This window comes from Ancylobacter aquaticus (assembly GCF_004339465.1).
Lineage (GTDB): Bacteria > Pseudomonadota > Alphaproteobacteria > Rhizobiales > Xanthobacteraceae > Ancylobacter > Ancylobacter aquaticus.
In genome coordinates, this window is sequence record NZ_SMFY01000001.1 from 1,456,487 (window position 1) to 1,472,118 (window position 15,632).

Sequence of the window (15,632 nt, forward strand, 5' to 3'; positions counted from 1 at the left end):
CCTATTTGGCCAGTAGAAGGTCATGGCGCGGTGCCGGATCCAGAGGGCTTGGCATATGAACCTGGACGGCAGCACCTGCCGGTGCCCAGCGCTGCATCGCGCCATCGTTGGTCACTGGCACCTGCGAGCGCCAGCGAACGACTCCGAACTCATCCCCCGCGACAGGCCGGGCAAGGGCCGTCACCCGGACCTAGCCGACGTAGTGCCAGCGCTCCGGGCCTGGCGGGATCTGCACTCACCATCCGTGCCGCTCACTACGAACTGGTTGGCGTCAGCCGCGAACGACAATGCTGCCGAAGAGCCCTTCGACGCCTATGAAGATGAATGGCGGGAAACCCTGCCGGCGCCCTCGGTAGACTCCCAGATGGAGATGCGCCCCCGGCCGGAAGAGCTTGTCCGGGCAATGGGCGACGTGGAGATTGCGCATAGCGAGTTCGGCGGCCCAGCCGTGCCCGTTGGCGGAGACATGGACGTCCACCCCGGTATGGAGCCTGCCGTTATCGGCGGCACGCCCTGCGCCCCTCTGGCCCGCATGGGGGCGCTGCGGTTCGGTAATGGCGAGACGCACGAGCGCGGCATGGTGCGGGCCGCGGGCGGGGTGATCCGTGCTGGGGAGATCCCGGTGCCGCGTGGCGCGCTTACCCATTGTGGCCCGTTCGCGGTGCGCGACCGTCACACGTCGTGGCATGGCTCGGTTGACGGCAAGATTGACCCGGCATCAGCATCGCCGTCCATCAGCATCGAGGACCGGATCGACGCCGAGAGGCTGGCCGGACGACTTCGGCAGCAACTGGGCGCAAATGACGTGGCTGTGCTCGACACAGCGCTCGAGGCACAGAACCTCGCCGACATCGGCGAATTGGTCGGACTCACCGGCAAGCACGCACAACGCGAAGGAAAGGTGATGCTGCGAGCCGCTGCAGAACGTCTGCGGGAAATGCTGCAGGCCGCCTAGTCCCTTTCTGGCACCTGGGCCGGAATAGTAATGAAGGGCTCCTCGCAGCGCCCTCCACTACAGCCTGGCTTCGGCCGGTCTCTTCCCCTCGTTGACCGCGGATGTACCGGCAGCGCGGGGATTTCTTTTCTCTCGAAATTGGACATGGGTCCCAGAATGACGAACGTCGCCTTGACGGTGGACGACGTCGCGCACGTCGTCGGGCTGCCTGTCAGCCACATCAGAAGTTGGTTGAAGCGCTCCGCCGTCGGGTTCGGCACCCGGCTTTTCAATCGACGAGTGCGCTTCAATCTTGATGAGGTCCGCGGCCTAGCCGTAATGCGGGAACTCGTGCGCCACGGGCAGGCGCCCAATCGTGCGGCTCGAGAAGCGGCAGCAATAGTTCGCCAGGCCGGGGGCAAGGACGCGGTCGCCGTCTGCAGCGCAAGCCCGGACCACGCTCCAGTTGTGGTCCCGCCCGAATACGTCCGTCCATACCTGGAGAAGGTGCGGATCGTGGTGCCCTTGGCGCCGCTGTGGGCCGAAGTCGACGCGCGCATCGCAGGGTTGCGGCGGTGATCGGTCTGGATATCGGCACCGACGATCAGCCGCTATCTCGGGCTGAAGCAGAGTTAGCGCGTTCGGAAGGCAGAGGTGGCCCGCAAGACGTGTTGCTGGCGATCCATGGCGAGATCGACACCAGCACCCGCGACCGTGTGTATGCCGCCCTCGAGGCAGCACAGTTCGCTGCTGAACTGCACATCGATATCGATTCCTGCGGCGGGCAGCCCGGTGCGGCGATCGATATCTACGCGGCGATCATCAGCTATCCCGCCATCACCAAGACGGCCGTTATCCGCAACGCGGAGTCCGCCGCGTTGCTCATAGCGATGGCGGCCGACCATCGATGCGCCGTCCCCGGCGCCCGCATCACTTTGCACCGCGCCGCCGGCGAGCCCGAACCTGGACTTCGGTGGACGGCCGACATGCATGCCGCGTCCGCTGACTTTCTCAACTGGCTGGACACCGAAATGGCCAGGTTATTGGCAATCAGAACCGGCACGCCCGGCGAGGCGTTCGAGACCGAGATGCAGTCCGAGGACAGCAGCTCATTGGTCTGGTGCCTTGACAACCGAGTTATTCACGAGATCAGGGACATAAAATGACTTTGGACACGAAAGCATTCAGCGACGTGGTCGCCGCCACAGTCAAGGAATACGTCCAGCGGGAAGCGCTCGATCGCATCGACGCCCTTGAAAAGCGCCTCGCCGAGGTAGAGGCGTCTGGCCTGAGGTTCTTGGGCGTTTGGCAGCGGGCCGTCGACTATCGACGCGGCAGCGTCGTGACCAGCGAGGGAAGTTCCTGGGTCGCGCTGAAGGCGACGTCTCCCGCCGAGAAGCCGGGAGACTGTGATGCGTGGGCATTGGTCGCGCAACGTGGCCGAGATGGGAGGGTAGCGTGATGAATGAGAATGAAATTGTGGTGGCGCTGGCCGAGAAAGTCCGCCGTCAGCTGCGCGATCGGACGCACGCTGGATCTGAAGGGGCCGAGGCCGAGTTGATCGCCCAGGGGGCATCGCCAGCGGATGCGGAGACGCAGGCCGCCGCCTTCTTCGGCCTCGCCATGAACGGCGTCGACGCCGAGATGCCTCGCCTGACCGGCGAGATCCGCGAGTTCGTCCGCGAGGCTGCCCGCCGGTGACCGGGGGGGACTTCCCCGGTTTAGATCGCCTTCGACCGGAGGAACGGCAGGGGTCAATCGCGCACATATCCGCAATTCAAAAGTTGGGGGTCATATGACCACAGATGAAGCCGCGCATTCCGCGGCGCAGGACGCCGTGGCCGCCTTCGCAATCGCCGCCGAGGCTAGCGGCTACGACATGGCCTCGATTGGCGAGGCGCTTGTTCACGGCGGGATGATCGTGATGAGCCGCGCCCTTGGCGCCGAGCAGGCCGGGTTCACCGGGCTTGTTGCCGTTCGCGCGGCGATAGCAGGAGAGCTCAATGGCCACTGACGCGCGCATCGAATTGGACTGGGCGGATGGCACCCATGTCTTCCGCCTGGCCATCGGCCAGCTTGCCGAACTGCAGGACAAAACCAACGCCGGCCCGCTGGTGCTTTTCGAGCGCCTTCGCACCGGCTCCTGGCGCATCGAGGACATCACCAACACCATCCGGCTCGGCCTTATGGGCGGCGGCATGCCTCCCGTAGACGCCCTTAAGAAGGTCCGCACTTATGTCGAAGACCGGCCATGGACCGAGAACGTCCCGACGGCGATGATGGTGCTCATGGCGGCCCTGTACGGTGCGCCGGAGGACGACTCGGGAAACGTCGCAGCGGCGGAACCGGAGATCGCCTCGACGATCTCCCCAACGGCCGGTTGAGGTTCCGCCGCATATTCGGCGCCGGCACGGCCATGGGGCTTGGGCCGGCGCAAATTCGCGACTTGTCCCTGTGGGAGTTCGGGGCCGCAGTCGACGGATGGGCCGACGCCCATACAGAAAGCGGCAGCGAGCCGCCTACTGAAGAGTTCCTAAACTGGGCTTTGAGCGAGTAATGGCCAAGAACTGGTCGACGGACGAGCTCCGGCGGGCGCTGCGCAAGGTCGCGCCCGCCGTGGCAAAACGCGGCGATGAAGCGCTGAAGATCAACGCGCAAGAATGGGTGGATGCCGCGAAATCAGCGGCGCCGTCCGATCCGGATGGCGGGTCCTTCTTGCGGCAATCGATCCGGAACGAAGAGAGCGACACGGGTGGCCAAATCGTGCGTGCCGGCGGCCCGACGACGACGCGAGACGGGGCGAACGGTCCCTATGATTATGCCCGCGCGCAGGAGTTCGGCCGGAGCGATATGCAGGCCAACCCCTATTTCTGGCCGACGTACCGACTGTTGAAAAAGCGATTTATCAGCCGCCGGCGCCGCGCGGTGAACCAGGCGATTAAGGAATCAATTAATGGCTAACGAACCCGCGCTTTATGCGCGGATGGAACTGCGCATCCGGGATTTCGAGCGGCAGCTTCAGAAGGCGCAGTCTGCTGCTGACGCTTCCATGGCGAAGATCTCGCGAAGCTCCGAGCGTGCCACCAAGGCGGTGGAAAGCCGATTTGCCGCCATGGGCAAAGGCGCGGGGTCCTCATTGGCATCGTTCGGCCGCACCGCTGCCGCCGGCCTGCTGGCCTCGCTTGGCGCCCGCGAGATCGGCCAGGCCGCCGCAGCGTATGTGAACCTGCAAAATACCCTCAAGGTCGCCGGCCTGGAGGGGCAGGCGCTCACCGGCACATTCCAGCAACTATTCGAGATCGCCCAGCGCAACGGCACCGCGATCGAACCGCTGGTGACGCTTTATAGCCGGCTTTCGCAGTCCCAAACCGAGCTAGGCGCATCGTCGGATGACCTTATCAAGTTCACCGACGGTATATCCTTGGCGCTGCGCGTGGGCGGCACCAATGCCGAGGCAGCTTCGGGTGCCCTGTTGCAGCTTTCGCAGGCCCTTGGCTCGTCTGTTGTGCGAGCAGAGGAGTTCAATTCTATTAATGAGGGCGCCCGGCCCATCCTCCAGGCCGTTGCCAATGGTCTCGAGGAAGCCGGTGGGTCCGTCTCCAAGCTGCGAACGCTTGTTCTCGCCGGCTCGGTCTCTAACAAGACCTTCTTCGACGCCTTCAATGCAGGAACGGGCGGCTTGGCGGTCCAGGCAGCGAAGGCCGCCGGCACCACCGACCAGGCGGTGTCGCGCATCAACAACGCCTTCGTGCTGTTGATCGGGAAGCTCGACGAGACGACGGGCGCGAGCAGAAACGCCGCGGGAAATCTTGACGGGGTGGCATCTGCGATCGAGAAGATGCCCGGCCTCATCGATCGTGCTGTGGCGGGGTTCAAGAGCCTGCGAGACTATCTGTCAGAAGTCGGCAACATGCCGGTGTGGCGGAAGCTCGGCGAGTTCCTTGGTGGCGACTACAGCCCCGAGGGGCTCGCAAAGGTCGGCATCACCTACGTGCCGCCGGGCTCGGAAAAGAAGTCCGCCGGTTCATCCCGCCGAGGCGGCGCTACTATGGCGCAAACGGGCATTGAAACGGTCTCGATCAAGGACGCGCCGGTAGACGACGAGAAGGCGACGAAAGAGCGGATCAACTCCTACGAGCGGCTTACTGCGGCCATCACGGAGCGCACTGGCGCCATCCAAGCGGAGACCGAGGCGCAGGCCGGGCTCAATCCGCTGGTGAACGATTATGGCTTTGCGGTCGAAAAAGCGCGGGCTGAGTATGACCTACTTCAGGCCGCCCATGAGGCAGGGCTGACCGTCACGCCGCAGCTGGAAGCGCAGATCGAGGCCCTGGCGACGTCCTACGCCGATGCGTCGGTCGCCGCCGCACACCTCGCAGAGGCGCAGGGGAAGGTCCAGGAATCGGCGGCCGAGTTCAACGACATCGGCCGGGATGTTCTTGGCGGGTTCATCAGCGACATACAGCGCGGCGTGTCGGCGGCGGCTGCCCTGGAGGGCGCCCTGGCGAAGGTCGCGGACAAGTTGCTCGACATTGCGCTGAACTCCATCTTCCCCAGTAGCGGGGGCGGCGGCATCGGCGCTGCAATTGCCTCTGCCTTCGGCGGCTCCGTTAGCGGCTCCGGCGGCATCGGCCACGCGGCGACTGGTGGCCGCATTCGTGGCCCCGGTAGCGGAACGTCGGATAGCGTCCCCATGATGCTGTCCAACGGCGAGTACGTGGTGCGGGCCAGCCAAGCCAAGAAGCACGCCGCGCTGCTCGAGGCCATCAACAGCGGCACCGTCGGCATGATGGCGGCGGGCGGGTTCGTCGCGCCCACGCTGCCCCGCATGCCGGCTCGGTCGGGTGGTGGGTCGGTGGGTGGCGCGGCTCCGCAACTCAACCTGCAGATCATCAACCAGTCTGACGCGAAGGTCACTACGTCTCAGCCGACACGGCGCGCCGACGGCGGTTTCGACCAGAAAGTCCTCATCCGCATGATGGAGGACGTGGTGGTCAACCAGATGACGGACGGGAGCCGAGGGTCACAAGTATTGAAGCGTCAATGGGGCTTGCGCAGGAGCGACCTGGCGTAAACGGCACCTACCGGGCGCGCCCGCAACCGCGCCCGGCCACCCGACCAAGGCTCGGGCAAAGATATGGTCAGGCGGACTGCTATAACCCAGATGAGTGACTTTGGGGAAGATTCCTTGCGACCCGGCCGGCTAGCCCTTCGACGCTTCGTCGATCATCGCCTCAACCGCGGCAAGCGCCACCTCAATGTCGCCGATCTTTCGTAGCGCGTTGTCGGGCGGCGTGGCTCCCGCCTCAGCAGCGGCCACAATCAATGTGCGTTGCGCTGTCAGCAGTCGGGCACGGAGGGCTTGGAGTTTGTCGGTCATGGGCGGGGCTTAACCCGCCATGTGACGGTGAGCAAGCGGCCCCAATCGTTCCGCTCGCGGAATGCCACTTGTTCCGCTTTTGTTCTCATGCGATCCATGACTGCCTGATGGAGGTCGCCATGGTCCAACGAAGCAAAAGAAGCCTATCCGCCCATGAGGCCGGGCAAATGCAGCGCGAGCTGCGGGCGTTTCACAGCCGAGTGCGCGTGTGGTGCGGCGAGGTGCCGATTGGCGAGCCGGCGTATGTGGCGTTGGAAAGCCTGAACAGCGCTCTCATCCTGATGGATCGCCAGTTGCAGGGCGCGATAGACGGCGATCTAAAGGCTTGGCCGCCTGGGTATCAGGGGCTGCCGTGATGGGTAAGAATCCTGTGCCGGCCATTAAGGCCTTCCTCGCTGCTGGCACAGGAGGGTTAGACACACATGAATGAAATGCAGTAGAAGTCTGGGAGGTAATTTTAGTCTGCGGTGCCAGTGTGGGAATCAATATATCGGCCACGAAAGTCGTCAGTCTTGACGACACCCACGAGCGCTTAGTTGATACCTCGTTAGCGAATAATCCGAAGCTCCATAGTTTAAATTCACTTCCTGTATATGCGATTTTCCAAAGAAACAGGACTGGCGATAAAGACCGCGACGGGAGTCCTCTCGTATATGCCTTAAAAGGCATCAAAAAATATACGATTTCGGTCTCACATGAGGAGCACGCTTACAAGAGAGCACGGGATATCGTTCCCCAATGTCTAGCCAGTTCGCAGGCTGATTACGTCATTCCCATCATGTCAAAGTACGCGGTGTCGAGCCGGGTTGCGCAGCTTGTGTCCGAGGTGTCCGGAATACCGTTTCTGAATCCCGATTTCTTGCGGAAGAAAACTGTCGGCGAGATGTTGGAGGAGCATGATGGAAATGTACCGAGCGGTTTAAATGCGCGAAATGAGCACATGTTCAAGCAGCAGCTGCATACATGGGGAAGAATGCCGAGCGGCACGGCCGCTTCAATGAAGGAAATAGACACTAAGATCCGACACTGTTTTGCCCCGATCACGATTTGCGGCGCAGTGGAGCATTTGCGGTCTGCGCGCGTTATCGTGGTGGATGACCTTATGTCGTCTGGCGCGTCTTTAGCGTGCGTATCGAGCCTGCTAACCACTCAGTGCGGGTGTCATGTAGAGCGAGCTGTTTGCCTACTAAGCCCACTTTAGTCGTTGTCGGTTGACGAGCGCGAAGGGTGGGATTAAAGTTCCAACACTTCAGGTGGAAACACCTCGACCGCACTTACGCCTTGCGGTCGATAAATATCAGGTGCGGCGCAAGCTGCACAGGTCCGAGCGAGCGCCAGATGAGGCCAGCCCATAAGGGGCGAGTATCACAAGCCGGGGATCGGTCGGCGAATTTGGCTAAGGGGATCGGTTGACCGATCCCCTTTTCATTTTAGCACCACTCACATTCGCTCCGCGAACTCCCGAACCTCGTCGAGCGTAGCGTCGTAGGGGCGCTTGGCGGCGCCCAGCCGCACGGTGTTGGTGTCGTCCGTCACGATGTAGCCCGACCCATACTCGCCGCGTGTCCAGTGGCGGGAAGGTGTCTTCCGCAGGCGGAAACCGGCCTTGGTAAGAAAGCGACGGACGCGCCGCCCGTCAAGCCCTCACCCCGCCGCCCGCTCCAGCGCCCGCTGTGCCGCCTCTAGGCGCCCCCAGGACGCCCGGCTCATCTTGGCGATGGTGAGCCCGCTTAGGCCTGTGACGATGCGGTCAGGGGTGGTACTCTCTTGTTATCGTCGGTGAGACACTAGCACCTCGGCGGCTGGAAGTTTCGGAGGTTCTTCCGTGCGCTTTCGCTCAACCCATTTGAGGGGAGCAGGCGTATGACCGAGCGCCGACAACAATCTGGCGATCCATCCGTGTTCGATAGCGCTCTAGCGGATGCCATATTCAGCCCCGAGGAAATCGCGGTTCTTGATCTCGTCTATACGGCCGTGTGCGACCGAGCTGCACTCCATAAGCCTGTAACGGACGGAATACGTTCGCTCCTCGCCTCGGCAATTTTGGAGGGGGCGATGCAGGGAATTTGGGGGCCGGACGAGTTGTCTTCGTTCGCGCTGCGGACCCTCCCAGAGTTCCGCAGTCAGCGGTTAGAGGGTTAGTTTGGCTCGCTCCACTCCGACTTGCCTGTTGCTGCCGACATAGCGGCGGTGAGCCGGGGAGCTTCGGCCCTCTCACGTGTGTCGCCGATTTGGCGACTTACGCTCGGGCTACCGTGTTTCGTCTCCGGGTGCAGTTCCTCATACCGCACCTTGGCGCGCCGGATGGCGTGCGCTCCTCCTCCGAGCCGAACGGTTGCATGCAGCGTCTCTAGCAGCAATGCCTCAATGCCTATTGCCGCCGCTACGCCACCCCCGTGCCGACTCGACTTTTGCGCGAGCCGGTGGAATTCTCTCCTAAGGGGAGAGGGTATCATGGGGTTATGGAACGCGCCGAGCGGCCGGGTGGAAACCCCCGCCGTCATTGAGGGGTTGCGCCGTGTCGTCGTGCTCGACACCGAGACCACCGGCCTGCAGCAATATGACCGCATGATCTCCTTGGCCGCCCTGCGCTTCGAGGGCGAGAAGCCCCAAGGCTACCTCCACCGCATTTACGATCCGCGGAAGGACAGCCACCCTGGCGCGCTTGCCGTTCACGGCTGGGACGACTGGACGCTACGGTTTCAGGATCTGTTCGCTGATGATGCGGAAGAGGTCAGGGAATGGCTTGCCTGGGCCGACGTCTTGGTGATGCACAATGCGGCGTTCGATATGCGCTACGTCGCAAGGGAACTGCGTAAGGCGGAGGTGTCACCGATCGAGGTTGACGCCTTCTGCACAATGGAGGGCGCCCGCGACGTCTGGAGCGGCTCTGCACGGCTTGATGATTGTCTCGGACGGATGGGGCTGCGAAGGGCCGGCAGCCGACACGGCGCCTACGAAGATGCGCTCCTGACCGCATGCTTGTATTTCCATTTGCAGGGCAATTCGTTTCGACCGGCGCTGCCCGAAGCTTGGCCAGCACCTACGAACCTGCGCCCCGCGCCTGCTAGACCGGAGGGCGCGCTACCGAGGCGGACCACAAAGAAGCCATCGAAAGGCAAGCTGACCGTCCCCACCCCGAACGCAATGAACCTGGCGCCGCTCATGGAAAGAGCAAGGGGTGGCATCGCGATCCTGCGGTACGTCGCCGAGGTCGGCCAGGTGAACGCCGAAGCGCAGATCGACATTCTCGATCAGTATCTCGATCACATTTGGCCGGAGGGCGCGTCAGCACCCGTTGATCGTCACCTCGCTCTTCAGGCAGCCCTAGCCGTGCCAGGCGATGAAGTGGCCGCCCTTTGGGCTGCGCAGCACGTGGCGTCATCGACCGATGAGGTGATCGTGCTCGGCCCGCTCATCACCGCGCTGGTGAAAGTCGACGGCCGCGCAACGCCTGAGGAAACGCGCGCCGTGCAGTTAGTGATCTCGACCATCCGGAAGGCACGCTCTCTGTAGGGGATGAACCGCGAGCATACGCCCGAATCGTGTTGCATCCGCGTTGCACGGACTTTTTGGTAGCGCGTGGGAAAGCGTTGAAAATCAAGGATTCTGGTGGACTGGCACAAAGCGCCAGATCGGGGCGCTAACTTCGCCCCGACTAAGCCTAAGCCATTGATATATATAGGTATTTTTCTGGTACAGCTGGGTGGGCTCGAACCACCGACCTCCGGTTCCACAGACCGGCGCTCTAACCAACTGAGCTACAGCTGCGTGCCAGAACGGCGCGGAACCTACTTTGGCGGCCCGCGCTTTGCAAGGCCACCGCGCAAGCTTCCGCAAACCGGGGTGGACAACCCGGTTCCCCGCCCGCTGCGGCGGGCGCGCGCGGCGTGTGGCATAGTTCCTGTATGATGCCCGCCCGTGCGGGTGTGAAGGCAGGGGAACGGCATGCAGGCGGGAGACACAATCGACGGCGCGGCGGAGATCAGCACCACTCTGGGAGCCTTTCTCGATGCTGGACTGAAGGTCGCCGGGCTGCCACTGGAGCCGGAGTTGCGCCCACGCGTGCTGATGCATCTCGAAACGGCGGTCGCGATGGCGGCGCTGGTGACGCAGTTTTCGCTGCCGGACGAGGCCGAGCCGGCACCGGTCTACCAGCCGTGAGCGCAACCATGCCTGACGAAACCGACGCGGCAACCGCTGCAACCCTTCTGGCCGGCCCCGCCTGCGACCTCGCCGGGGCGGTGCGTGAGGGCCGGGTGAGCGCCCGCGCGATCACCCGGGCGGCGCTGGCGCGCATCACTGCGGTCGACCCGGTGCTGAACGCCTTCACTGACGTCACCCGTGACCGCGCTCTGGCCGAGGCCGACGCGATTGATGTCGCCCGCGCCCGTGGCGCAACGCTCGGGCCGCTGGCGGGCGTGCCTTTCGCGGTGAAGAACCTGTTCGATCTCAAGGGGCTGGCGACGCGGGCGGGCTCGAAGATCAACCGCGACCGGGAACCCGCCGCGCGCGACGCGACGCTGGTGGAGCGGATGAGCGCGGCCGGGGCGGTGTGCCTCGGCGGGCTCAATATGGGCGAATATGCCTATGATTTCACCGGCGAGAACCTGCATGACGGCGCCTCGCGCAACCCGCACGACCCGCAGCACATGTCCGGCGGTTCGTCGGGCGGCTCGGGTTCGGCGGTGGGCGGCAAGCTGGTGCCGCTGGCTCTCGGCTCCGACACCAATGGCTCGATCCGCGTGCCGTCCTCGTTCTGCGGCATTTTCGGGCTGAAGCCGACCTATGGGCGGCTGTCGCGCGCGCGCAGCTTTCCCTTTGTCGCCAGCCTCGACCATCTCGGCCCTTTCGCCCGCCATGTCGGCGACCTCGCCGCCACCTATGACGCGCTGCTGGGGCCTGACCCCGACGATCCCGCGCTCGCCGACATGCCATTCGCGCCGACCATCTCGGCCCTCGATTCGCCCGGCGATCTCAAGGTCGCGGTGCTCGGCGGCTGGTTCGCCCGCCAGGGCACGCCGCAGGCCTATGAGGCCGTGGCCCGTGCCGCAAAGGCTCTGGGCGCCACCGCGAGCGTGGAGCTTCCCGAGGTCGAGCGGGCGCGGGCGGCGGCGTTCCTCATTTCGATGGCGGAAGGGGCGGCTCTGCATGAGGGGCGGCTGCGTTCCCGACCCATGGATTTCGACCCGGCGGTGCGCGAGCGTCTGCTCGCCGGATCGGTTTTGCCGGCGACGTGGATCGCCCGGGCGCAGATTTTCCGCCGCTGGTTCCGCGAACGGGCACTGGAGCTTTTCGCTGACTGGGACGTGCTGATCGCGCCCTCGACCCCGGTGCCGGCACCGCGCGGCGGCCAGAAGACCTTCGTGCTGGACGGGCGGGAAATGCTGGTGCGGCCGAATATCGGCATCTACACCCAGCCGATCTCCTTCATCGGCCTGCCGGTGGTTGCGGCGCCGATCGCGACCGGTGAGCGCCTGCCCATCGGCGTGCAGCTGATCGCCGCCCCGTGGCGCGAGGACAAGGCGCTGCAGGCGGCGCGGGTGCTGGAGCGGGCGGGGATCGCCTTCGCGCCCGAGCCGGTGGTGTAGGGCTCAATCGCGCCGGAAGGCCACATTGGCCATGAAGCCGACACCGAGCGCCGCGAGGGCGGTGGCGAGGCCGTAGAGCCAGGGGTGGTCCTGCGCGGCGGTGGCCACCGTCTGCTCGAAATCGATCTTCGCCACTTCCAGGCTCAGCGTCCCCCGGCTCACCGGCGTGCCGTCGGCAAAGGTCTTCACCACAACCTCATAAGCGCCGACGGGGGCCGTGCCGGGAATCGGGATGGTCGCCCGGAAAACGTTCGGAGCGATGAACTCCACCCCTGCCGGCCGCTCGAAATACAGCCCCTGCGCCTGCTTCACCCGAAGAAATGCCTGCCGGAACGGGTCCTGCGGCACCACGTCGGCATAGTCGGAACCGATGCGTTGCAGCAGGCGGTTATTGTCCAGCCCCGCCTGCTCCCGCCGCAGCGTTTCCGGGCTGGCGATCAGCTCCGGGGCGCGGCTGGCCAGCACGGCGAGATAGGACGGCGCGGCGAGGAAGCTGCGGCTGTCGACATTCACCCAGATGCCGAGAAAGCGCTCCTTGCGCCAGGTGGTGAAGCTCTCGCTCGGCCCGCGCACGGTGACGATGACGTCCTGCGGGGCGGGCCTTGCCGCCTCGCCGGGGTCGATGACGCCGAACAGCACGATCGTGTCGCCGGTGAAGTTCGAGGTGATGGTGACGCGAGCCTTGGACAGCGACAGCACCATCTCCGCGCTCCGCGCGTCGCCGCCGGCAAGGACGAGCAGGAGCAGCATCAGCGGCGCGGCGAGCCGTCTCATCGCGCCGCCTCGTCGATGGAGACGGCGTATAAATCGGCGGGGGTGAGGATCTGGTCGACAGCGACGCGAAGGCCGACGGCGAGCACCAGCAGGCCGAGCAGCAGGCGCAGCTTTTCCGCCGGCAGCGCCTGCCCGGCGCGGGTGCCGAACTGCGCCCCGATAGTGCCGCCAACCATCAACACCAGGCCCAGCACGGCGTCCACCGTCTGGTTGAGCACCGCGTGCATGAGGATGGCGGCGGTCATCGTCACCAGCGTGAGCATCAGCGCGGTGGCGATGGAGGTGAGCGTGGGCACGCGCAGCAGATAGATCAGCGCCGGCACCAGGATGAACCCGCCGCCAATGCCCATCAGCGCGCCGAGGAAGCCGATGGCGAAGCCGATCGTCACCACGGGGATGACCGACACATAGATGCGCGACTGCCGAAACCGCATCTTGAACGGCATGCGCAGAAACCAGGGATGCGCTCCCGGGCGCCTCACATTGGCTTTCTCGCCGCGCCATTCGCGCAGCAGCGCGCGCAGGCTCTCCGCCACCATCAGGGTGCCGATGGTGCCAAGCATCACGATATAGGTGACGGCAATGACCAGATCGAGCTGGCCGTGCCGGCGCAGCAGCATGAAGGCAACGACGCCGGCCAGTGTGCCGGTGAGGCCGCCGGTCAGCAGCACCAATCCCAGCCTCACATCCACCAGCTTGCGCCGGAGATAGGTGAGCGTGCCGGAAAAGGAGGACGCGGCCATGTGCGTGGACACGCTCGCCACCGCCACCGCCGGCGGCACGCCGAGGAAGATGAGCAGCGGCGTCATCAGGAAGCCGCCGCCCACGCCGAACATGCCCGAGATGAAACCGACCGCGATCCCCAGCGCGAGCAGCGTGAAGATGTTTACCGGCAGTTCCGCTATCGGCAGATAGATCGTCACGGGCAGATCCGGCGGCGTCGGGGCGTCACCAGCCCATAGCAGGATTCGCCCAACAAGGATTTAACGCCGGCCACCGGGCTGTCGCCGTGATGGCGACGCGACGGTGATATAATACATTATGAAAGATAATGTCCTACAGTAACTGTTCGCTGAATGTAGTAGTGGGCTGTTACATTATCGAACGTGGTAATATTTTTTGGCCGCAAAGTTGATTTAGGTGCGGAAACGCCAGCTTTGCTGACTTAACGTTTGCGTAAGGCATGCTAGCGTGCCGCGTCAACGGGCCCGAACGAGGCCCGGCATGTCTAGGAGGAAACCCATGTCTATTTTCCGGCGCGGTCCGCGTACCGCTGCGCTTCTCGCATCCACCATGTTCGCGGGTGCGGTGATGTTGTCGGCTTCGGCGCATGCGCAGTCGACCGACAATATGCAGAAGCTCTCGAACTTCCAGCAGACCGGCGCCTCCATGGAAATGGAAACGGTCCCACAGACCGGCCCGCGCGCAGATGCCTTCAACAAGACGCTGGCGGGCATCAAGCTGCCGGATGGTTTCAAGATCGCGCTCTACGCCATCGTGCCCGATGCGCGCGAGATGGCCGTGGGCCCGACCACCGGCGCTGTCTTCGTCGGCACCCGCAAGTCGAAGGTGTGGGCCGTCACCGACCGCGACAAGGACCGCGTCGCCGACGAGGTGAAGGTGTTCGCGCCCTCCATCCAGTTCAAGCTGCCCAACGGGGTATGCTTCTCCAAGGACGGTTTCCTGTTCGTCGCCGAGCAGAACCGCGTGCTGCTCTTCCCCGCCGCCGAGTTCTTCTATGAGGGGCCGGATGTCGCCGCCTTCGAGGTGGTGAAGCAGGGCGAACTGATCCCGCCGAGCGAGGAATCCTACAACCACACCGCCCGCGTCTGCCGCATCGGGCCGGACGACAAGCTCTACATCACGCTCGGGCAGCCCTTCAACGTGTTCGCGCCGGAGAAATACGACCTTTACAAGAAGGCGGGCATTGGCGGCATCGTGCGGATGGATCGCGACGGCAAGAACCGCGACGTCTATGCCTGGGGTGTCCGCAATTCGGTAGGCATGGACTTCAACCCCAAGGACAAGACCCTGTGGTTTACCGATAACCAGGTTGACGGCATGGGCGACAACATCCCGCCCGGCGAGCTGAACCGCGCCACCGAGGCCGGCCAGACGTTCGGCTTCCCCTATTTCGGCGGCGGCAATGTCCGCACCGTCGAATACAAGGACCAGACGCCGCCGGCCGACTCGGTGAAGCCGGAAGTGGAGATGGAGGCCCACGCCGCCGATCTCGGCATGACCTTCTACACCGGCAAGCAGTTTCCGGCGCAGTATCGCGGCGGCATCTTCTCGGTGCAGCACGGCTCGTGGAACCGTACCGACCCGGTCGGCGCGCGGGTGATGTTCACCTCGCTGAACGAGGACGGCACCGCGGCCAAGAGCGAGCCCTTCGCCGAGGGCTGGCTGGTGGACGGGGAATATCTCGGCCGTCCCGCCTCGGTTGCGCAGCTCAATGACGGCTCGCTGCTGGTGGCCGACGATACCTCGGGCGCGATCTACCGCATCTCTTACGAGAAATAAGCGGAATTCGCCCCTTCGTCCCTGCGCCTTCGGGCGCGGGGGCACCCCCTTCTTGCCGGGAACAATCAATGAAACGGATGATCTGCGTGTCGTTGCTTGCGGCAGCAGTGCTCGGCTGCGCCCCCGCCATGGCGCAGGATGCCAAGGCCGGTCGCGCCAAGGCCTCCGCCCAATGCGCCGTGTGCCACGGCACGGACGGCATCGCCCAGATGCCCACGGCGGCCAATCTCGCGGGCCAGCAGGAGGTCTATCTGGCCAAGGCGCTGGAGGATTTCCGCGCCGGCCGCCGCGTCAACGAGATGATGACGGTGGTCTCCAAGGAGTTGACCGACGCCGACATCGCCAATCTCTCGGCGTGGTACGCCTCGATGAAGGTCACGGTGCAGGTGCCCGAGCGCGCGCCCTGAGCGTGTGCCCTGAGCACGTGTGC

18 protein-coding genes and 1 tRNA gene are annotated in these 15,632 nt (G+C 64.4%); 15 read left to right on the plus strand and 4 right to left on the minus strand.

Annotation, left to right across the window (positions count from 1 at the left end; translation table 11 throughout):
- Window positions 1-55: 55 nt before the first annotated feature.
- The 9 genes from EV667_RS06625 to EV667_RS06660 all read left to right on the plus strand — a co-directional run bounded on the left by EV667_RS06625 (window position 56) and on the right by EV667_RS06660 (window position 6,008).
- Complete coding sequence (locus EV667_RS06625; RefSeq protein ID WP_131834460.1) at window positions 56-955, plus strand: hypothetical protein; 900 nt, start codon at window positions 56-58, stop codon at window positions 953-955.
- Between the two features lie 156 nt (window positions 956-1,111).
- Window positions 1,112-1,513, plus strand: coding sequence for a MerR family transcriptional regulator (locus tag EV667_RS22540; protein ID WP_165901561.1), 402 nt, complete (start codon window positions 1,112-1,114; stop codon window positions 1,511-1,513).
- Complete coding sequence (locus tag EV667_RS06630) at window positions 1,510-2,100, plus strand: ATP-dependent Clp protease proteolytic subunit (RefSeq protein ID WP_165901562.1); 591 nt, start codon at window positions 1,510-1,512, stop codon at window positions 2,098-2,100. Before EV667_RS22540 ends, EV667_RS06630 begins: the two co-directional genes overlap by 4 nt.
- Window positions 2,097-2,396, plus strand: a complete 300-nt coding sequence (locus EV667_RS06635) for a hypothetical protein (protein ID WP_131834462.1) — start codon at window positions 2,097-2,099, stop codon at window positions 2,394-2,396. The genes EV667_RS06630 and EV667_RS06635 overlap by 4 nt, the downstream gene beginning before the upstream one ends.
- A complete protein-coding gene (locus tag EV667_RS06640) occupies window positions 2,396-2,635 on the plus strand; it encodes a hypothetical protein (RefSeq protein WP_131834463.1) in 240 nt (79 codons plus the stop codon). Before EV667_RS06635 ends, EV667_RS06640 begins: the two co-directional genes overlap by 1 nt.
- 94 nt (window positions 2,636-2,729) lie before the next feature.
- On the plus strand, window positions 2,730-2,948 hold the full coding sequence (locus EV667_RS06645) for a hypothetical protein (RefSeq protein ID WP_131834464.1): 219 nt from the start codon (window positions 2,730-2,732) through the stop codon (window positions 2,946-2,948).
- On the plus strand, window positions 2,938-3,318 hold the full coding sequence (locus tag EV667_RS06650) for a gene transfer agent family protein (RefSeq protein WP_131834465.1): 381 nt from the start codon (window positions 2,938-2,940) through the stop codon (window positions 3,316-3,318). The genes EV667_RS06645 and EV667_RS06650 overlap by 11 nt, the downstream gene beginning before the upstream one ends.
- Window positions 3,319-3,490: 172 nt before the next feature.
- Entirely contained in the window at window positions 3,491-3,895 is a 405-nt protein-coding gene (locus tag EV667_RS06655; protein WP_131834466.1) for an HK97-gp10 family putative phage morphogenesis protein, read from the plus strand.
- Window positions 3,888-6,008 (plus strand): tape measure protein, encoded by a 2,121-nt coding sequence (locus tag EV667_RS06660; RefSeq protein WP_131834467.1) that lies wholly within the window; start codon window positions 3,888-3,890, stop codon window positions 6,006-6,008. Before EV667_RS06655 ends, EV667_RS06660 begins: the two co-directional genes overlap by 8 nt.
- 129 nt (window positions 6,009-6,137) lie before the next feature.
- On the opposite strand, the gene EV667_RS22545 is transcribed toward EV667_RS06660, so the two are convergent.
- A complete protein-coding gene (locus tag EV667_RS22545) occupies window positions 6,138-6,314 on the minus strand; it encodes a hypothetical protein (protein ID WP_165901563.1) in 177 nt (58 codons plus the stop codon).
- Window positions 6,315-6,481: 167 nt separating this feature from the next.
- Here EV667_RS22545 and EV667_RS06665 point away from each other — a divergent pair, with 167 nt between their 5' ends.
- Both EV667_RS06665 and EV667_RS06675 read left to right on the plus strand, forming a co-directional pair.
- Window positions 6,482-6,670 (plus strand): hypothetical protein, encoded by a 189-nt coding sequence (locus EV667_RS06665; protein ID WP_131834468.1) that lies wholly within the window; start codon window positions 6,482-6,484, stop codon window positions 6,668-6,670.
- 2,098 nt (window positions 6,671-8,768) lie between these two features.
- Window positions 8,769-9,830 carry a 3'-5' exonuclease gene (locus tag EV667_RS06675; RefSeq protein ID WP_131834470.1) on the plus strand — a complete coding sequence of 354 codons (1,062 nt, stop codon included), beginning with the start codon at window positions 8,769-8,771 and terminating at the stop codon, window positions 9,828-9,830.
- Window positions 9,831-10,008: 178 nt separating this feature from the next.
- Here EV667_RS06675 and EV667_RS06680 read toward each other — a convergent pair.
- A tRNA-His gene (locus EV667_RS06680) sits at window positions 10,009-10,085 on the minus strand.
- Between the two features lie 177 nt (window positions 10,086-10,262).
- Here EV667_RS06680 and EV667_RS06685 point away from each other — a divergent pair.
- Together EV667_RS06685 and EV667_RS06690 are read left to right on the plus strand one after the other, a co-directional pair.
- Window positions 10,263-10,478: a DUF4089 domain-containing protein gene (locus EV667_RS06685; RefSeq protein WP_131834471.1), complete on the plus strand. Its 216-nt coding sequence runs from the start codon at window positions 10,263-10,265 to the stop codon at window positions 10,476-10,478.
- 8 nt (window positions 10,479-10,486) lie between these two features.
- Complete coding sequence (locus tag EV667_RS06690) at window positions 10,487-11,905, plus strand: AtzE family amidohydrolase (protein ID WP_131834472.1); 1,419 nt, start codon at window positions 10,487-10,489, stop codon at window positions 11,903-11,905.
- 3 nt (window positions 11,906-11,908) lie between these two features.
- Here EV667_RS06690 and EV667_RS06695 read toward each other — a convergent pair whose 3' ends face one another.
- Window positions 11,909-12,679 carry a TIGR02186 family protein gene (locus EV667_RS06695; RefSeq protein WP_131834473.1) on the minus strand — a complete coding sequence of 257 codons (771 nt, stop codon included), beginning with the start codon at window positions 12,677-12,679 and terminating at the stop codon, window positions 11,909-11,911.
- A complete protein-coding gene (locus tag EV667_RS06700; protein WP_131834474.1) occupies window positions 12,676-13,602 on the minus strand; it encodes a sulfite exporter TauE/SafE family protein in 927 nt (308 codons plus the stop codon). The genes EV667_RS06695 and EV667_RS06700 overlap by 4 nt, the downstream gene beginning before the upstream one ends.
- A gap of 319 nt (window positions 13,603-13,921) precedes the next feature.
- On the opposite strand from EV667_RS06700, the gene EV667_RS06705 reads away from it, so the two are divergent.
- Window positions 13,922-15,202, plus strand: coding sequence for a PQQ-dependent sugar dehydrogenase (locus tag EV667_RS06705; RefSeq protein ID WP_131834475.1), 1,281 nt, complete (start codon window positions 13,922-13,924; stop codon window positions 15,200-15,202).
- A 68-nt stretch (window positions 15,203-15,270) separates the two neighbouring features.
- Entirely contained in the window at window positions 15,271-15,609 is a 339-nt protein-coding gene (locus tag EV667_RS06710; RefSeq protein WP_425359005.1) for a c-type cytochrome, read from the plus strand.
- Window positions 15,610-15,632: the final 23 nt, after the last annotated feature.

Bases quoted from the DNA above. Each gene is read 5' to 3' on its own strand.
- EV667_RS06625 (WP_131834460.1), top strand. From the start codon at position 56: ATGAACCTGGACGGCAGCACCTGCCGGTGCCCAGCGCTGCATCGCGCC.
- EV667_RS06665 (WP_131834468.1), top strand. From the start codon at position 6,482: ATGCAGCGCGAGCTGCGGGCGTTTCACAGCCGAGTGCGCGTGTGGTGC.
- EV667_RS06675 (WP_131834470.1), top strand. From the start codon at position 8,769: ATGGGGTTATGGAACGCGCCGAGCGGCCGGGTGGAAACCCCCGCCGTC.
- EV667_RS06650 (WP_131834465.1), top strand. From the start codon at position 2,938: ATGGCCACTGACGCGCGCATCGAATTGGACTGGGCGGATGGCACCCAT.
- EV667_RS06690 (WP_131834472.1), top strand. From the start codon at position 10,487: ATGCCTGACGAAACCGACGCGGCAACCGCTGCAACCCTTCTGGCCGGC.
- EV667_RS06710 (WP_425359005.1), top strand. From the start codon at position 15,271: ATGAAACGGATGATCTGCGTGTCGTTGCTTGCGGCAGCAGTGCTCGGC.
- EV667_RS22545 (WP_165901563.1), bottom strand. From the start codon at position 6,314: ATGACCGACAAACTCCAAGCCCTCCGTGCCCGACTGCTGACAGCGCAA.
- EV667_RS06635 (WP_131834462.1), top strand. From the start codon at position 2,097: ATGACTTTGGACACGAAAGCATTCAGCGACGTGGTCGCCGCCACAGTC.
- EV667_RS06705 (WP_131834475.1), top strand. From the start codon at position 13,922: ATGTCTATTTTCCGGCGCGGTCCGCGTACCGCTGCGCTTCTCGCATCC.
- EV667_RS22540 (WP_165901561.1), top strand. From the start codon at position 1,112: ATGACGAACGTCGCCTTGACGGTGGACGACGTCGCGCACGTCGTCGGG.
- EV667_RS06695 (WP_131834473.1), bottom strand. From the start codon at position 12,679: ATGAGACGGCTCGCCGCGCCGCTGATGCTGCTCCTGCTCGTCCTTGCC.
- EV667_RS06685 (WP_131834471.1), top strand. From the start codon at position 10,263: ATGCAGGCGGGAGACACAATCGACGGCGCGGCGGAGATCAGCACCACT.
- EV667_RS06640 (WP_131834463.1), top strand. From the start codon at position 2,396: ATGAATGAGAATGAAATTGTGGTGGCGCTGGCCGAGAAAGTCCGCCGT.
- EV667_RS06645 (WP_131834464.1), top strand. From the start codon at position 2,730: ATGACCACAGATGAAGCCGCGCATTCCGCGGCGCAGGACGCCGTGGCC.
- EV667_RS06660 (WP_131834467.1), top strand. From the start codon at position 3,888: ATGGCTAACGAACCCGCGCTTTATGCGCGGATGGAACTGCGCATCCGG.
- EV667_RS06655 (WP_131834466.1), top strand. From the start codon at position 3,491: ATGGCCAAGAACTGGTCGACGGACGAGCTCCGGCGGGCGCTGCGCAAG.